Source organism: Mucilaginibacter sp. UYCu711, from assembly GCF_050433825.1.
Taxonomy (GTDB): Bacteria; Bacteroidota; Bacteroidia; order Sphingobacteriales; family Sphingobacteriaceae; genus Mucilaginibacter.
This window is the reverse complement of the sequence record NZ_JBNPWM010000012.1, coordinates 77,414-93,585: the sequence shown is the minus strand read 5'-3', so window position 1 is coordinate 93,585 and position 16,172 is coordinate 77,414. Positions and strand designations below refer to the sequence as shown.

Annotated in this window: 16 protein-coding genes; 11 read left to right on the top strand and 5 right to left on the bottom strand. The window is 41.1% G+C overall.

Annotation, left to right across the window (positions count from 1 at the left end; genetic code table 11):
- Positions 1 to 6 precede the first annotated feature (6 nt).
- Both ABIB50_RS22875 and ABIB50_RS22870 read right to left on the bottom strand, forming a co-directional pair.
- Positions 7 to 1,845, bottom strand: a complete 1,839-nt coding sequence (locus ABIB50_RS22875) for a hypothetical protein (protein WP_429383594.1) — start codon at positions 1,843 to 1,845, stop codon at positions 7 to 9.
- A gap of 10 nt (positions 1,846 to 1,855) precedes the next feature.
- On the bottom strand, positions 1,856 to 3,709 hold the full coding sequence (locus ABIB50_RS22870; RefSeq protein WP_429383593.1) for a hypothetical protein: 1,854 nt from the start codon (positions 3,707 to 3,709) through the stop codon (positions 1,856 to 1,858).
- Between the two features lie 167 nt (positions 3,710 to 3,876).
- On the opposite strand from ABIB50_RS22870, the gene miaB reads away from it, so the two are divergent.
- The 7 genes from miaB (at position 3,877) to groL (ending at position 11,380) form a co-directional block, all read left to right on the top strand.
- On the top strand, positions 3,877 to 5,298 hold the full coding sequence (miaB, locus tag ABIB50_RS22865; protein ID WP_429383591.1) for a tRNA (N6-isopentenyl adenosine(37)-C2)-methylthiotransferase MiaB: 1,422 nt from the start codon (positions 3,877 to 3,879) through the stop codon (positions 5,296 to 5,298).
- A gap of 68 nt (positions 5,299 to 5,366) precedes the next feature.
- On the top strand, positions 5,367 to 6,596 hold the full coding sequence (locus tag ABIB50_RS22860; RefSeq protein WP_429383590.1) for a sigma-54 interaction domain-containing protein: 1,230 nt from the start codon (positions 5,367 to 5,369) through the stop codon (positions 6,594 to 6,596).
- Positions 6,597 to 6,601: 5 nt separating this feature from the next.
- Entirely contained in the window at positions 6,602 to 7,114 is a 513-nt protein-coding gene (locus ABIB50_RS22855) for an LptE family protein (protein ID WP_429383588.1), read from the top strand.
- Between the two features lie 21 nt (positions 7,115 to 7,135).
- Positions 7,136 to 8,764: a hypothetical protein gene (locus ABIB50_RS22850; RefSeq protein WP_429383587.1), complete on the top strand. Its 1,629-nt coding sequence runs from the start codon at positions 7,136 to 7,138 to the stop codon at positions 8,762 to 8,764.
- Positions 8,765 to 8,773: 9 nt separating this feature from the next.
- Positions 8,774 to 9,124 (top strand): preprotein translocase subunit SecG, encoded by a 351-nt coding sequence (gene secG, locus ABIB50_RS22845; RefSeq protein ID WP_429383585.1) that lies wholly within the window; start codon positions 8,774 to 8,776, stop codon positions 9,122 to 9,124.
- Positions 9,125 to 9,354: 230 nt separating this feature from the next.
- Complete coding sequence (groES, locus tag ABIB50_RS22840) at positions 9,355 to 9,648, top strand: co-chaperone GroES (protein WP_429383584.1); 294 nt, start codon at positions 9,355 to 9,357, stop codon at positions 9,646 to 9,648.
- Between the two features lie 94 nt (positions 9,649 to 9,742).
- Entirely contained in the window at positions 9,743 to 11,380 is a 1,638-nt protein-coding gene (gene groL, locus ABIB50_RS22835) for a chaperonin GroEL (RefSeq protein WP_429383583.1), read from the top strand.
- 103 nt (positions 11,381 to 11,483) lie between these two features.
- Here the strand turns inward: groL and ABIB50_RS22830 are convergent, their stop codons facing one another.
- Positions 11,484 to 11,768 (bottom strand): ATP-dependent Clp protease adaptor ClpS, encoded by a 285-nt coding sequence (locus tag ABIB50_RS22830; RefSeq protein ID WP_429383581.1) that lies wholly within the window; start codon positions 11,766 to 11,768, stop codon positions 11,484 to 11,486.
- 52 nt (positions 11,769 to 11,820) lie between these two features.
- Positions 11,821 to 12,357 carry a dCTP deaminase gene (gene dcd / locus ABIB50_RS22825; protein WP_429383579.1) on the bottom strand — a complete coding sequence of 179 codons (537 nt, stop codon included), beginning with the start codon at positions 12,355 to 12,357 and terminating at the stop codon, positions 11,821 to 11,823.
- Between the two features lie 77 nt (positions 12,358 to 12,434).
- Between dcd and ABIB50_RS22820 the strand changes: the two genes are divergently transcribed.
- The 4 genes from ABIB50_RS22820 to ABIB50_RS22805 all read left to right on the top strand — a co-directional run bounded on the left by ABIB50_RS22820 (position 12,435) and on the right by ABIB50_RS22805 (position 14,731).
- The gene (locus ABIB50_RS22820; protein WP_429383578.1) at positions 12,435 to 13,073 is read left to right on the top strand and encodes a 4'-phosphopantetheinyl transferase family protein; all 639 of its coding nucleotides are present in this window, start codon (positions 12,435 to 12,437) and stop codon (positions 13,071 to 13,073) included.
- A gap of 2 nt (positions 13,074 to 13,075) precedes the next feature.
- Entirely contained in the window at positions 13,076 to 13,807 is a 732-nt protein-coding gene (lipB, locus tag ABIB50_RS22815) for a lipoyl(octanoyl) transferase LipB (protein WP_429383577.1), read from the top strand.
- 61 nt (positions 13,808 to 13,868) lie between these two features.
- Positions 13,869 to 14,276: a type II RES/Xre toxin-antitoxin system antitoxin gene (gene parS, locus ABIB50_RS22810; RefSeq protein ID WP_429383575.1), complete on the top strand. Its 408-nt coding sequence runs from the start codon at positions 13,869 to 13,871 to the stop codon at positions 14,274 to 14,276.
- Complete coding sequence (locus ABIB50_RS22805; RefSeq protein WP_429383574.1) at positions 14,273 to 14,731, top strand: RES family NAD+ phosphorylase; 459 nt, start codon at positions 14,273 to 14,275, stop codon at positions 14,729 to 14,731. Before parS ends, ABIB50_RS22805 begins: the two co-directional genes overlap by 4 nt.
- A gap of 2 nt (positions 14,732 to 14,733) precedes the next feature.
- On the opposite strand, the gene ABIB50_RS22800 is transcribed toward ABIB50_RS22805, so the two are convergent.
- Entirely contained in the window at positions 14,734 to 16,161 is a 1,428-nt protein-coding gene (locus ABIB50_RS22800; RefSeq protein ID WP_429383573.1) for an L-serine ammonia-lyase, read from the bottom strand.
- Between the last annotated feature and the right edge of the window lie 11 nt (positions 16,162 to 16,172).

Below are 16,172 nucleotides of genomic sequence, written 5' to 3'. Positions count from 1 at the left end.
AATAGATCACTTCTTATCCTCCGATGCTTTTTCAGCCTCTTTCCGCCGCTTCTCTAATACTCGTTTTAGCTTACGCTGTGCACGCCGTTGCTTGCGCATTTCTTTTTTTATCTGGCGATTTTTTTTGTTGAGGTCGTCCTGGGCCATACGTTCGGTTGCCGCTTTGCGTGTTTTATCGTCATAACCTACCGCCGGTTTAATGCCTATAAGTAACGTTTGCCATAGGGTAGCAAAGAAAGGGGTAGTAATGGGCCTGGTGTAGTTTACGTTGAATGTGCGCGGTATTTCTCCCACATTATCCGGGTTGTTATGTTTTAATATAAATATGTTGGCAAACAACGATTCTATCAGCTTCTTCTTGAGTATGGCATTAGTTGTGTCGGCCCTTAAGATATTTACTTTAAGGTCGTTGTATAAAAAGGTTACTTTTCCTTTTGATCTTTTACTGTCGGCTTTAAAATCAAAATTTAAAGATTTGAGTGTGCCCGATGATATCTTTATCATAGCCAGCGGAATAGTTGCAGGGTTAACCGCCTGCATTCCCATTGTGCCTAAGCTGCCTTTATAACTGTATGAAGCATTCTTATCTGTTAAATTAAAAACGAAAGCCACATCTAATTTACCATGATCCATAAAACGGCTGCTTACCTGGATCTTGCCAATATTGTTTTTTTGCAGGGCGATTTTGTTATTCGTGAAGTTAAATACTTTCGCATTGGTATTGTTAAATGATATAGTGCCTACCTGTCGCGATTTCTTGTTGAATTCGCCATAGTTTATGTCTACATGTTTAATAATAATGGTGTCAATTTTAACCTCGGTTTTTAAGTTATGGACAGCGATATTGGGGAAACTGGTTATTTTATTCTTAAACGTTTTAATTTTATTGGGATTATTAAAAATATCAAAGTTGCCGCCAATCAATATCATGCTTGAACAACTCACGGAGCGATATTTATGATAGAACAAAAAATCGAAATTATTAAGCTGTGCGGAATCGAGTTTTAAAGCGAACTTATCCTTACGTGTGCTTTTGATAAATAATCCGGTTTTAACCGGTTCCCAACTTAAGCCTACGGCATTTACTTGTGATAAACGTGTTGACAGCTTAAGCCTTTTAACGCTGTAAGTATATAAGCCATTTGCTGATTTGCTTTTATAATTATTCAGGTCGGCCACCACATCTTTAAAATATAGGAAGCGCGATTTATCTGTTTGCGTAGCCGAATCTATTAACAGATCATTGCCATGCATATTCAATTCCTTCAGTTCGGTTAACCTAACTTTACCGTCAGCATGGTTGTAATATTTAAAGTTAGCGTCGTTTATAAATATATCACCGATATGGATCGACTTTAAATCTGCTTTAATTTTTTGCCATAACGTGCGGTTATCTGCAGTTACGGTATCCTTGTCTTTATTTAATAAATAGGTAATGCGTATCTCGGGCGCGGTTAACACCATCTGGTTTATATCGAGCAGGTGATCAAAATAGAGTTTAAAAGGGTGTATATGCGATAATACCAGCCGCTGCGCATGAAACTCAAACAAAGTATTTGGTGCAAGGTGTTGCTTGTTTTGCTTATTGTAAACGTCGGTATCCGGCTTAAAAGTAACGTTATAAAAAATCAGCTTACCTTCCAGTATTCTTAGCTTAACATCGGCAAAATCAACGTTATATAAGCCATTGCTACCTTTTAAAACCCCACTTTTTATTTTACCAGCTAAAATAGGCGACCAATATTGGTTAACTGCAAAAGCCACTAACAAAATAAATACCGTAATAGACACAAAAATGGCAAGTGTTATTTTATGCTTTTTTTGTTTTAAAAATGTTAATGCCATTAATAGTTGTTTACTGTTTTTTTAGATTAGCTATCGAGTCTTTTTTTGCCTGACGCTGCGCCTGGCGCTCTAACTTGCGCTGTTTACGGTCGGCTTTAAATTTATTAAACTTATCAATCAAGGTACCTACTTTGGTTACTACTTTATTAACGTTACCCTCGGTTTTTTTATCAAAGCCGACACTTGGTTTTAACCCATCAAGCAACCCCTTGTACAAAAAGCTGAAGAACGAGGTTGTCGGCTCCCGTTTCAAATCAATAGGCCCGGGCCTGAATACACCTTTCTTAGGATTATCATCTTCAATTATCAACGTGTTGGCAATTTTTGATATAAAGCCCTCCGTCTGTAATTTGGCCTGGCCGTCAACCTTTTTAAGCAACTGCACATTCAGGTTGCGGTAATAAAACTCCAAATGCCCTTTACCGTTATAGTTATTGGCATCAACATTAAAGGTTAGCCTGTCCACATCGGCGCTTTGTACGTGTACCAATGCTAAAGGTTTTACCAGCTTATCCAGTATTCGCCCATCAAATTTCCCTAATGTACCCGAATAGTTAAAGGCGCCATTTTTAGCATTTAAATTGAATTTAAAATTTACCTGCAGCGGCGCTACGTCCATAAAATGGGTGTTAATGCTGGCCTTCATAAAAGGGTTGGTTTTTTTAACATCGGCATCATTGGTAACGTTTAGTATATAGCCGTTGGTATTGGTAAACTTGATGATACCGGTTTGCTGGGTAGTGGCATCCAGTTCAGAATAGATAATGTCAGTATGCCTGATGTTTAATCGCGTTAGTTTCATATCCAGCGCTACCCGCTGTAAAGCCTGGTGGGGGTCCTTACCTATTTTAATTGATTTTTTGCCTTTGTAATTGCTGTTACTGTAGATTTGTACGGTGGCATTGGCTACATCCATTAAACCTGCATATAGTTTCTGGTCGCGCAGGAAACGCTGCAGGTCAATATCAGTTATGGCTATCTTGTTGAATTTTAATGTAAAGATATCGCCTGATGTACCCAATTTTTTATAAAAATCGATCCGATTATAACGCGGTAAAAAATCCACCTTATCCAGTATGATCTCGCGCTTGGCGGTCGAGAAATAGATCTGTTTTAAATCTGCAGTATACATACTGTCTGGCGTGGCAATTTTGTAGTCGTGCAGCACCAGTTCAACACCTTTGGTATAATAAAAGCGCGTGCTGTCTAAAGCCGATAGGGAGTCTATCAATATATGAGAAATATTAATATCTAAATGTTTTAGGGCGGTGCGTTTGGTTACGGGGTTGCTTTTATTGACGTAGTTTACACTGATATCTTTTAATGATATTGAATCGATCTGTAATTGCTTGAAGATGTTTTTAATGATTTGGTAAGGTGTTTTTGGTCTGCCTACCTTTACGGTATCATTAAAGCTATAGCGCTTATTTACAATAGTCAGGTCGGGTTTATCAATGGTGATGTTATTAATTATCAGTATCTTATCCTGGTAAGCTTTTTTTGCACCGACATTTTTTATGCTGAGTTTTTTAACGCTGAGGGTAAACAGGTTATCGGGGGCTTTTTTAGTAGCCACCAGTTTTTCATATACTGCCGAATCGGGTACCAGCTTAAAATCGCTAAGCGTCGCATTGCCCGATGCCAGGTCGAGGTCGAAGTTAGAATATTCAATATGATATAAGCTATCGGTGGATTTTAGCACCATCTCTTTTAGCTTGGCCTGTAAAAGCGGCTTCCATTTATCGCCGGCTATATATCTTTTATATAGGTACCAACCGGTACCGCCCAATAGGAATATAAATATCAATATTACTATAGGCCAGATGCGAATAGTATATTTTTTGGGAGTATGTGTGGTTGTCATTTACTAAAGCTTTCATTTACAACAACAAAAAGCGTGTTTTGTTAAATAAGAATTACTCCCGGGCACACTACCGCATATAACAGCGTAATTTAACTTTCATAATTCTGCCAATCTGTCACCTTGTATTCAAATTTTATGTATTTTTGCTACTCAAATTTTTAATAACGATGATAGATTTGGTTATTCCGGATAAAGCACATGATGAGAGCAGGCAGGGCGAAGCTTTAATATTAGATCCTGTTGTAGGGAAAAATAACGGACGTAAACTTTATATTGAAAGTTATGGCTGTGCCATGAATTTTTCTGACAGCGAGATAGTTGCTTCTATATTATCAGAAAGCGGATTTGAAACCACCGGCGATTTTAATAATGCTGATGTTATCTTCATTAACACCTGTTCTATCCGCGAAAACGCGGAGACACGCGTACGCAACCGCCTTAAAGAATTTAAAGTTGCCAAAGGCAAAAACCCCGGGATGGTGGTTGGTGTGCTGGGTTGTATGGCCGAGCGCTTAAAAGCCAAATTTTTAGAAGAAGAAAAACTGGTTGACGTTGTAGTAGGCCCCGATGCTTACCGCGACCTGCCAAACTTAATAGACCAGGTTGACAGCGGCCAGAAAGCAGTTAACGTGTTGCTATCGCGCGAGGAAACTTATGCAGATATAAGCCCGGTGCGTTTAAACAGCAACGGTATTAATGCATTTGTATCTATTATGCGTGGCTGCGATAATATGTGCACTTTTTGTGTAGTGCCGTTTACCCGTGGCCGCGAGCGTAGCCGTGATCCGTTCTCTATCGTTCAGGAAGCTACGGACCTGTTTAACAAAGGATACCGTGAGGTTACGCTGTTGGGACAGAATGTAGATAGCTATAAATGGGCTAATGAGGATGGAACTAATAACGTAAACTTTGCTAACTTATTAGAGCTGATAGCGTTGATCAATCCTGATCTGCGGGTACGTTTCTCTACCTCGCATCCAAAAGATATTACGGACGAGGTTTTATATACCATTGCCAAATACGATAACATCTGTAATTATATCCACCTGCCGGTACAATCGGGCAACAGCCGTGTGCTGGAACTGATGAACCGTACCTATACGCGCGAATGGTATATTAACAGGATAGATGCTATCCGCCGTATTATCCCGGAATGTGCAATATCAACTGATGTGATCACCGGCTTCTGCACTGAAACCGATGAGGAGCATAAAGAAACCGTAAGCATGATGGAGTACGTGCAATATGATTTTGCATACATGTTTATGTACAGCGAACGCCCCGGCACATTAGCAGCCAAGCGTTATGCAGATGATATCCCTGAAACTGTTAAAGCGGCAAGGTTAACAGAGATAGTGGCGCTGCAGCAAAAATATTCGTTAGTGCGTTTGCAGGCCCAGATTGGTAAAGTACAAAAGGTACTGATAGAAGGTTTTTCAAAAAAATCAAAAAATGATTACGCAGGCCGCACAGATCAAAACGCGATGATGGTTTTCCCGGTAGATGAAAGATATAAGCCGGGCATGTATGTAAATGTGATGGCAGAACGTTGCACGACAGCGACATTGATGGGTAGAATAATTGACTAATTTGATGATTTGAAAATTTGAGAATTTTATCTTCAAATCTTCAAATTACCAAATCTTCAAACTAAATAATGGAGATACAAGAAATTAAACAACGCTACGGCATAATAGGCAACTCGCCATTATTAAACCGGGCAATAAATATAGCTAACCAGGTTGCACCTACTGATATCTCTGTTTTAATAACGGGCGAGAGTGGTAGTGGTAAAGAGGTTTTCTCGCACATCATCCACCAAATGAGTCCGCGTAAGCATGGGCCATTTATTGCGGTTAACTGCGGTGCCATACCCGAAGGTACTATCGATTCAGAGTTATTCGGCCACGAAAAGGGCGCTTACACCGGTGCCGTAGGCGAGCGTAAGGGATATTTTGAAACCGTAAACGGCGGAACTATTTTTCTGGACGAGATAGCCGAAATGCCATTAGGAACGCAGGCACGTTTGCTGCGCGTTTTAGAGTCGGGCCAATACATTAAAGTAGGTTCATCAAAGGTTGAGAAAACCAATGTGCGTGTTATTGCAGCAACAAACGTTGATGTTTATGACGCCGTGAAGAATGGTAAGTTCCGCGAGGATCTTTACTATCGTTTAAATACCGTGCCTTTGCGTATACCGCCGTTGCGCGACAGGAAGGAAGATATTTACCTGCTGTTCAGGAAATTTACATCAGACTTTACCGATAAGTACCGCACGCCGCCAATCCAGTTGGATGAAGAGGCACAACAGGTGCTGATCAATTATTCATGGCCGGGTAATGTGCGCCAGCTAAAAAACATGGCCGAGCAATTGGCCGTTTTAGAGCGCGAGCATGTAATTACCGGTCCAACCCTTTTAACCTACATCCCGCAGGAAGCAAATGGCAAAAACCTGCCAATGCGGATTGGTAACCAGGCTAAGGAGGATTTTAGTGAGCGCGACATACTATACAAAGTATTGTTTGATATGAAACGTGACATGGTAGAGCTTAAAAAACTGGTGGCCGACATCATTGAACATGGTGGTGTTACCCCTGGCTTTGCCAATCAATCGCAGGCTATTAACCAATTATACAGGGATATTGAAATGCCCGGCAATACCGAACAACAATTTACCATACAACAACCCGTTATTAACAACAACGATGGCTACAACATAACGCATGATGCTGAAGAGGTTGAAGAGTCTTTATCTTTAATAGAGAAGGAGTCTGACCTGATCCGTAAAGCCTTAAAAAAACATAAAGGCAAACGCAAGCTGGCTGCAAACGAGTTAGGCATATCAGAAAGAACGTTGTACAGGAAAATAAAGGAATTAAATTTATAGGGTTGATGAAAAGGTTACTGGGTTTGTTGTTGGTATTAGGCGCGTTGATATTTGTTTCGCCGGGCTGCTATACTTTATCAGGGACGGCGGTACCGCCTGCGTTGACTACCGTGCATATCGATTTTTTTGAAAACGATGCACCCATAGTAGTATCAAACTTAAGCCAGGTATTTACAGAGGCCTTGAAAGAACGAATCCGTTCGACAACCGGTATAAGTATTGTTACGGGCGAGGGTAAGGCTAACATGAGCGGCTCTATCACAGGGTACAATTATGCACCGGTTTCTATCCAGGCAACTAACCCAAACCAGGCGCCAATAGCTAATGCCGAGGTTTTAACGATTACTGTTAGAGTTAAATTTGTTTATGATGCCGATAAAAAGCTTAATTTTGATCAGTCTTTTAGCAAGACAGCTAATTTTACCGGTGACATCAACTCGCAGGAGCAGGCCCTAATAAGGACGATAGTAAAACAACTTATTGACGATATTTTTAATAAGGCCTTTAATAATTGGTAAGTATTTTATAGCTTCATCCCCGTGAACGAACAAGTAGATAACGCAGAGTACGAATTTTTATGGAAGCTATTAGCCGATCCGGCTAATCCTAATCACTCTTATATCTTCAATTTACAATCGTTAGTAACCGATTTTCCGCAAAGCGGGGCGTTACGTGCACTTTTGATGCCTAATGGCGATAAGCGTCATTTAAAACATGCCGCTGCTTATTTTAACCCCCGTACACTACATAAATTAGCCACTGCGCCAGATAGTTTGCCGCGCGTAACAGCCGGGCAGATTGTTTTTAGCGACGAACCGCCAGTGGTGGCAGCTGATGCTTATTTTAATATCCCTGGTGCAGAACAATTTGTTCCGCCCGTGGTTGAGCCCGAGGCGGAAGCGCCGTATGTACCTGTGGTTGATGATGAAGTTGCAGAAGATACTGCTGCTGATTATACCCATACACCGTATAATACTTTTTCTGAACCCGAACCAGCAACTGACGCTACCCTGGTTGATAATACAGCACCTTATCATACTTTTGCTGAACCTTTAGTTGATCAGTCCCCTGAAAGTGAAGTAGCATATATTGAAGACGAGCCTCAAACCTATAACCATCCACTAACGCCCACTGATGACGGGCAAGCTCAACCAGACCCGGTGACCTATGCTTATACAACACAGGAAAATTATTTGCATGAGTCTGAAACTGCCGTTACATTGGAAGAAGAAATAGAAGTGACGCAGGCTGCACCACCTGAAGAACAATCGCTTGCTCAACAATACGATACTTATATAACAGAAAGCGAAGCAGCGCCGACAGAAACTGTATCATCATATGATGAACGGTATTTTCACCAGGCTATTGATGACGAGGTTTATGATGAGATAGTAAGTATAGAAGACATAGGCCTGGAGCAACTGGCCATCATAAATAAATCGGCTAAAGAAGAAGAAAATAACGAGGCCGCTGCAAGCACCCGGGCCCGGGAAAACTATTTTTACGAACCGAAATATGAAGAACCTGTTGCGGTACAACAACCCGTTGCTTCACCCGAACCGGTAAAAGCAACAGATATGCACCCAGCTGTTGCAACACAAAAGTGGCCTACTATACAGCCGCAAACAATACAGCGCCAGGCAAAAAGCAACCTGTCAAACTACAACGACGAGAAAATGCCTTACACCTTTATGTGGTGGTTAGATAAAACCCGAAAGGAACATGCCAATATATATCAGCCTTATGTAAGTAACCGAACGGCTCCGCCGCCTGCCCCAAAAGCAACCAGGGAAGTAGTAGACGAGCTGCAAAAGCAATATTACCAAAATATAGTAAGCCATAGTCCACTTGCCGATCTGGATAAAAATCCCGCAAAAGCATCAGCTGCAACGCATGATCGTAAAGAGGATAAAATAATTGAACGCTTTATACAACAGGAGCCACATATTCAGCATCCAAGCGGCACCAAGCTCGATAATGAGAATAAAGCCAAACGCAGTTCAGAAGATAAAGAAGAATTGGTTACAGAAACACTGGCCCGAATTTATACCGAGCAAATGCTTTTTCATAAAGCGATATTGACGTATAAAAAATTGATGTTGAAATATCCGGAAAAAAGCCTTTACTTTGCAGGCCAAATTGAACAGTTAGAAAATAAAATAAATTAAGATAAAGAAATGTATATCGTATTAGTGATCCTTGTTGTTATTGTGTGCGCGCTTTTGGGCCTTATTGTATTGATCCAGAATCCTAAGGGTGGTGGTTTATCATCAAACTTTTCAAGCTCATCTCAATTAATGGGTGTGCAAAAAACCGGCGATTTTTTAGAAAAAGGTACCTGGGGACTGGCTATAACCTTAATGATATTAGCATTAGCAATTAATGTTGTTACAAAAAGTGGTGTATCTAAATCTAATTCAGAATATAATGATCAAATTCAAAAATCATTAAAAGCAACACCATCAACTGCACCGGCAGCACCTGCTACACAACCGTTGACATTACCGGCAAGCCCGGCAAAAAAGTAAGCAGGTAAAGAAAATATTAAAAAGGCTTTGGAGAAAACTTCAAAGCCTTTTTTGCATTAAGCTACTGTCATCATGGCATTGATAGATTGATAAACTAAACCTTTAAATTTGTTGGTTTACGTAAATCTGACAATACAACAGTATATGTGTCAATTTTTACGCTTGGCATAATTGATGTATAAAAGCAAGCGAAGTATAAACTTATAAATAACCAATAAATAAATATTAGTATGTCATTAAACATTAAACCTATCGGAGACAGGGTAGTAGTAGAAGCTGCACCGGCCGAAACCAAAACCGCTTCGGGTATTTATATTCCTGAGACCGCGCAGGAAAAACCACAACACGGAAAAGTTGTTGCTGTTGGCCCGGGCAGATACGCTGATTCTACAGGTAATTTAATACCGGTATCAGTAAAAGCTGGCGATAAAGTTCTTTACGGAAAATTTGCCGGACAAGAAGTTACAATTGAAGGTAAAGACTACCTGATAATGAGAGAATCTGATATTTATATCGTATTATAATAATAATTGAATTATTGAGGGAGTGAATTATTGAATTTATATCCCTCGCTAAAAGTCAATAAATCAATAATTCAATAAATCAAAAATTAAAACTATGGCAAAGCAAGTAAAATATAATGTTGAGGCAAGAGACGCCCTGAAAAGAGGTGTTGACACTTTAGCTAATGCAGTTAAAGTAACGTTAGGTCCAAAAGGCCGTCACGTAATTATTGACAAGAAGTTTGGTTCACCGGTTGTTACTAAAGACGGTGTTACTGTGGCTAAAGAAATTGAGCTGAAAGACCCTATCGAAAACATGGGTGCCCAGATGTTGAAAGAAGTTGCATCAAAAACTGCTGATATTGCAGGTGATGGTACTACTACTGCAACGGTACTGGCACAAGCAATTGTTACTGCAGGTATTAAAAACGTAGCTGCAGGTGCAAACCCAATGGATTTGAAACGTGGTATTGACAAAGCGGTTAAAGTTGTTGTTGAGAACTTAAAAGCTCAAAAACAAGATGTTGGTGATGATTTCAGCAAGATAAAACAAGTAGCTTCAATCTCTGCTAACAATGATGACGTTATTGGCGAAATGATTGCTGATGCAATGCAAAAAGTTGGTACAGGTGGTGTTATCACCGTTGAAGAAGCAAAAGGTACCGAAACTGAAGTTAAAACTGTAGAAGGTATGCAGTTTGATCGTGGTTACCTATCTGCTTACTTTGTAACCAATACTGACAAAATGGAAGCTGAGTTGGAAAACCCTTACATTTTGATCTATGACAAAAAGATCTCTTCAATGAAAGAGTTATTGCCGATATTGGAAAAACAAGTACAAACCGGCAAACCATTATTAATTATTGCTGAAGATTTGGACGGCGAAGCGCTATCAACTTTAGTAGTAAATAAGATCCGTGGCTCACTGAAAGTTGCTGCTGTTAAAGCACCAGGCTTTGGCGATCGCCGTAAAGCTATCCTGGAAGACATTGCTATCTTAACCGGTGGTACTGTAATTTCTGAAGAAAGAGGTTATAAATTAGAAAGTGCAGAATTAGAGCATTTAGGTATTGCAGAAAAAGTTATCATTGATAAAGACAATACAACTGTTATCAATGGTGCAGGCTCGTCTGATGCTATCCAGGCCCGTGTAAACGAGATCAGGACACAAATGGACGCAACTACTTCTGATTACGATAAAGAAAAATTGCAAGAGCGTTTAGCTAAATTATCAGGTGGTGTTGCTGTATTATACATCGGCGCTGCATCTGAAGTTGAAATGAAAGAAAAGAAAGATCGTGTTGACGATGCTTTACATGCAACCCGTGCGGCTGTTGAAGAAGGTATTGTTGCAGGTGGTGGTGTTGCTTTCATCCGCGCAGTAGCTGCTTTAACTGATCTGAAAGGTGATAACGAAGACGAGAATACTGGTATCCAGATCATCCGTCGCGCTATTGAGGAGCCATTACGTCAGATCTGCGAGAACGCAGGTATTGAAGGTTCTATCATCGTACAAAAAGTAAAAGAAGGTAAAGGCGATTTTGGTTACAATGCACGTACTGATAAGTTTGAAAACTTAATTGGTGCAGGTGTTATTGACCCAACTAAAGTAAGCCGTGTAGCTTTAGAGAACGCAGCATCAATTGCAGCTATGTTGTTAACAACAGAGTGTGTATTGGCTGACGAGCCTGAAGAAGCACAAGCAGGCGGTCATCCACCAATGGGTGGCGGTGGCATGGGCGGCATGATGTAATCAGCCCCTCGCTTATAATTATTGGAAAGCCCTGCCTTATGGTGGGGCTTTTTTTAAGCTCATTTTCAACTAATCTTTAATCTTCAATAACCAATCTTTGAAGCTAATCCACACTAACCGTCAATCCTTCTTGTTGTAAAATTTTACGGTAAACTTCTACCTCGGTAAATGAACCTTCTAACACGGCACATTTGCCTTCGTTATGTACTTTCCAGGCAATGCGCTCGGCCTGGCTTTCGGTATAATCCAGGTATTTGATCATGCAATGGATAACATGATCAAAGGTATTATGGTCATCGTTCCATAGTATAAGCCAATGCAGCTCTTTAAATCCTGCCAGTAATTCTTCCAGCGTAAAGGTCTGTTCTTGTGTTTCTGTAGTCGACATCTGTGATCACAAAAATACTTAAAATAATGTTACTAAGTAAATCGATATAAGCCTAAAACTTATTCTTCCACATCATGCTCTCAACCGGGCGGGTGGTTTTATTATTGTATTTGGCGGTGCCTTTGGTATTGTAAAGAGTTTCTATATCGCCCTCAACAACAAAATAAATTAGCTGGCCAATTGGCATGCCCGGATAAATTTTTACAGGCTGTGCGCACGATATTTCCAGCGTCCAGGTATTGCAAAAACCAACATCGCCTTTACCTGCGGTAGCGTGGATATCAATGCCCAAACGGCCGGTGCTTGATTTGCCTTCTAAAAACGGAACATGTTTATGGGTTTCGGTATATTCAACAGTTACGCCTAAGTACAAAGTATTGGGTTGTAAAACAAAGCCTTCTTTAGGGATCTCGAAGCTGTCTATCTCATTATGAACCTTTGCATCAAGCACCCGGCTTTTATAGGTTGCCAGGTATTTTCCTAAATGCACGTCGTATGAATTTGTGCCTAAACATTCGCGTTTAAAAGGCTCAATTATAATGTGGCCTTTTTCAATTTCTTCAAGAATACGCTTATCAGACAATATCATAAAACAAGGAATGGGATTTTGGCTAAAATTAGAATTATTTGCTCTAAGTTTGTGCTGCTTTTTGCAATTTTACTTTTATGGCTATAGCTTACAGGCAACGGGTTGATGATGATACCGAATTTGCGCTCTGGAAAATAGAGGAACAGGCGGAAGACCTGTACAATCAGTTGCAGTTAAATGATGAGGAACAAGCCTTTGTTGAAAAAATAAGAAATGGCAAGCGCCACCTGCACTGGTTGGGCACACGTGTTTTATTACGCAAAATGCTGCGCACCGAAGAATATATTGACTGCCAGGTCGATGATCACGGTAAACCGTACCTGGTATCGCTGCCCTATCATATATCATTAAGCCACTCTTTTGACTATGCGGCGGTAATGATCAGTAAAAAAAGCCCGGTTGGTATTGATATAGAACAGGTAAAAGAAAAGGTTGAGCGTATAGCCGCGCGTTTTTTATCACCTGATGAATTGGACTTTATCGGTAGCGATAACCGCATAGAGAAATTATATGCCTGCTGGTGTGCCAAAGAGGCTGTTTACAAATGCTACGGGCAAAAAGAAGTATCTTTTATGGATGATATTTTATTAGATCCGTTTACTTATACACAGCAGGGTCAGTTAAATGCCATATTAACCAAGGGTGCTATCAAAAACAAATATACCGTAGGATATTTGAAGTACGAAGACTATATGATTGGCTACGTAAAGGGATAAAGATGAAGAACAAGCAGGTTACGGTACAGGATTGGGGATTAATTGATTACAAAGAGGCGTGGACAAAACAGGAAGAGCTGTTTAATACTACCATCGCACTTAAAATGGAGATCCGCAACCGCCAGCTGGCTGTTGCAGGCGATGCACCGGCTGATGACATTATAACACCCAACTATCTTGTTTTTTGCGAACATCCACATGTTTATACTTTAGGTAACAGCGGCAAGCCCGAGCATTTATTACTTGATGAACAAGGGCTGCAGGATAACGGCGCTACCTATTACCACATTAATCGTGGCGGCGATATAACTTACCACGGACCAGGGCAAATTGTAGGTTATCCTATACTTGACCTTGATAATTTCTTTACAGATATACACCTATACTTGCGTACGCTTGAAGAAGCCGTGATACTTACCCTGGCCGATTATGGCATTAAAGCATCGCGCTATCCGGGCTATACGGGTGTATGGCTGGATGCTGATAACGAGCGCGCCCGCAAAATAAGCGCAATGGGTGTACGCTGCAGTCGCTGGGTTACCATGCATGGCCTGGCATTTAATGTAAATAATGACCTTTCTTATTTTAAAAACATCATCCCCTGCGGTATTGATGATAAAGCAGTAACCTCTATGCAGCAGGAATTAGGGCATGAGCTTGATATAAAACGCGTTCAAAGCGTCCTTCAACATTATATTTCTGTGTTATTTGAGATGGAGATTGCAGCAAACTAATTGAAAAAAGATTTGTTTATCTTAGACAAGTGTCGTAAATTTGAGGACAAGTGTCAAAGATATGAGTAAACAAAAACCGTACGTGTTTCCAGAAGAGGATAGCTTTGATCTAACAAACATGGTTAGGGAAGGCGTGCCGTATCCTTATTTTACCAAGTTATCCAACCACATTCATTTTGGTTTGGATGATTGGTCATCATACCTGCATCTTTCTGAGCGCACCATCCAGCGTTATAAAAAAGAGAACAAATCTTTTGATCCGCTTTATTCTGAGCGCATATTACAAATTGAGCTGCTTTATAAAAAAGGCATTGATGTTTTTGGTATAGCTGACAACTTCTATACCTGGATGGATACCGTAAGCATCTCGCTTGGCAGTGTTAAACCCAAAGATCTTTTAGATACTGCATTTGGCATTAACTCAATTTACGATGAGCTGGGCCGCATTGAACACGGTATACTGGCATGATTGTTTACCGGCTTAGCAAGCAGGCCTTTATCAATGATCTATCAGGCTATGGTGCCGAAAAGACCGGCGGCCGGTGGAACAGCAAAGGCATCCCGGTTTTATACACCGCCGCTTCGCGCGCTTTAGCTGTTGTTGAGATTGCGGTACACGTGCCTTTTGGCATTGTGCCTGTAAATTATTTTTTGGCCACCATTGATATTCCTGATAAAGATATTTTAAAACTCGACTTAAAAGACCTTTCGCCCGATTGGAACAAGTATCCATTTGTAAGGCACACCCAGGCCATCGGTAATAATTTTATCAGGAATAGTGAGCATTTAGTATTGCAGGTTCCGTCGGCAACTGTTGATGGCGACTTCAATTACCTGTTAAATCCCCGGCACCCTGATTTTAAGAAAGTAAAGGTAAAAAGTATAGACCCTTTTGTGTTTGATATCAGGTTATTCAAAAAATAAACCTAACACTCCGGCAAGCTTAGCGGGATATTGATAGCTAACCCTCCATCGGCGGTTTCTTTGTATTTCGAGTTCATATCCTGCGCGGTTTGCCACATGGTTCTAACCACGGCATCAAGGCTTACTTTGGCGTTATCCGGATTGGTTTGCAAAGCCAGCTGCGAAGCTGTTATCGCTTTAATAGCGCCCATAGTATTACGTTCAATACAAGGCACCTGCACCAAGCCCCCTATCGGGTCGCAGGTTAGGCCCAGGTGATGTTCCATTGCTATCTCTGCGGCCATCATTACCTGGCGTTGTGAGCCTCCTAAACACTCTGTAAGGGCCGCTGCTGCCATTGCTGATGATACACCTATCTCTGCCTGGCAACCACCCATGGCGGCTGATATTGTGGCTCCTTTTTTAAATATACACCCTATCTCTGAGGCAGTTAATAAAAACTGGATGATTCGCTTCTCATCATATCCATCGCAAAAAACTAAATAGTATTGCAACACAGCCGGAATAACCCCCGCTGCACCGTTAGTTGGCGCCGTAACTACCCGCCCAAATGACGCGTTCTCTTCGTTAACCGCCAGAGCGAAGCAGCTCACCCAGTCTAATATATTTTGAAAGCCATTACCAGTTTTGCGGATAGCTGTAACCCATTCTTCGAAATTACTGTAGGTATTTGTGCCGATAAGCCTTTTATTTAAACTTGCTGCACGGCGTTCTACATTTAATCCACCGGGTAATTTACCTTTGGTGTGGCTGCCGCGATACATGCACTGAGCCATAGCGTTAAAGATATTTAGCACACCGGTTTTGGTTTCCTGCTCGCTTCGCCAGGCCAGTTCGTTCTCCTGTACTACTTCAGAGATTTTCAGACCGGTTTTCCGGCACCAATGCAAAAGGTCACCGGCAGTATCAATCGGGAATGGCAGGTCAACTTCTGCTTTTTGCTGGTTTTGCCCGCCTTCTTTCACTACAAATCCACCGCCAATAGAATAATAGGTTGCTGAAATTGCCTTACCGGTATTTAAAAATGCCTGGAACGTTACCGCATTGGGGTGATAGGGTAAACTTTCGTTGAATAAAAATAGCAGGTCCTGCTTTGCCGTAAAATCTATTTCGTATTTACCGCCCAGCGTAATTTTGTGGGTATTGGTTATCCGGCTTATTTTAGGTGTTACCTCATCAACCGCAAAGGTTACCGGGTCATCGCCGCTTAAACCTAATAAAATAGCTATATCTGTGCCGTGCCCGCGGCCCGTTTTAGCCAGCGAGCCATATAATAAGATCTTTATTTCTGATACCAACGGCAACACCTCGCCCTGTTCAAGTGTTTGCACAAACTGCTGTGCGGCACGCCACGGGCCAAGCGTATGTGAGCTTGACGGGCCTATGCCTATCTTAAACATATCAAATACAGAAAGTTGTTCGCGTTGCATTATTATGATTT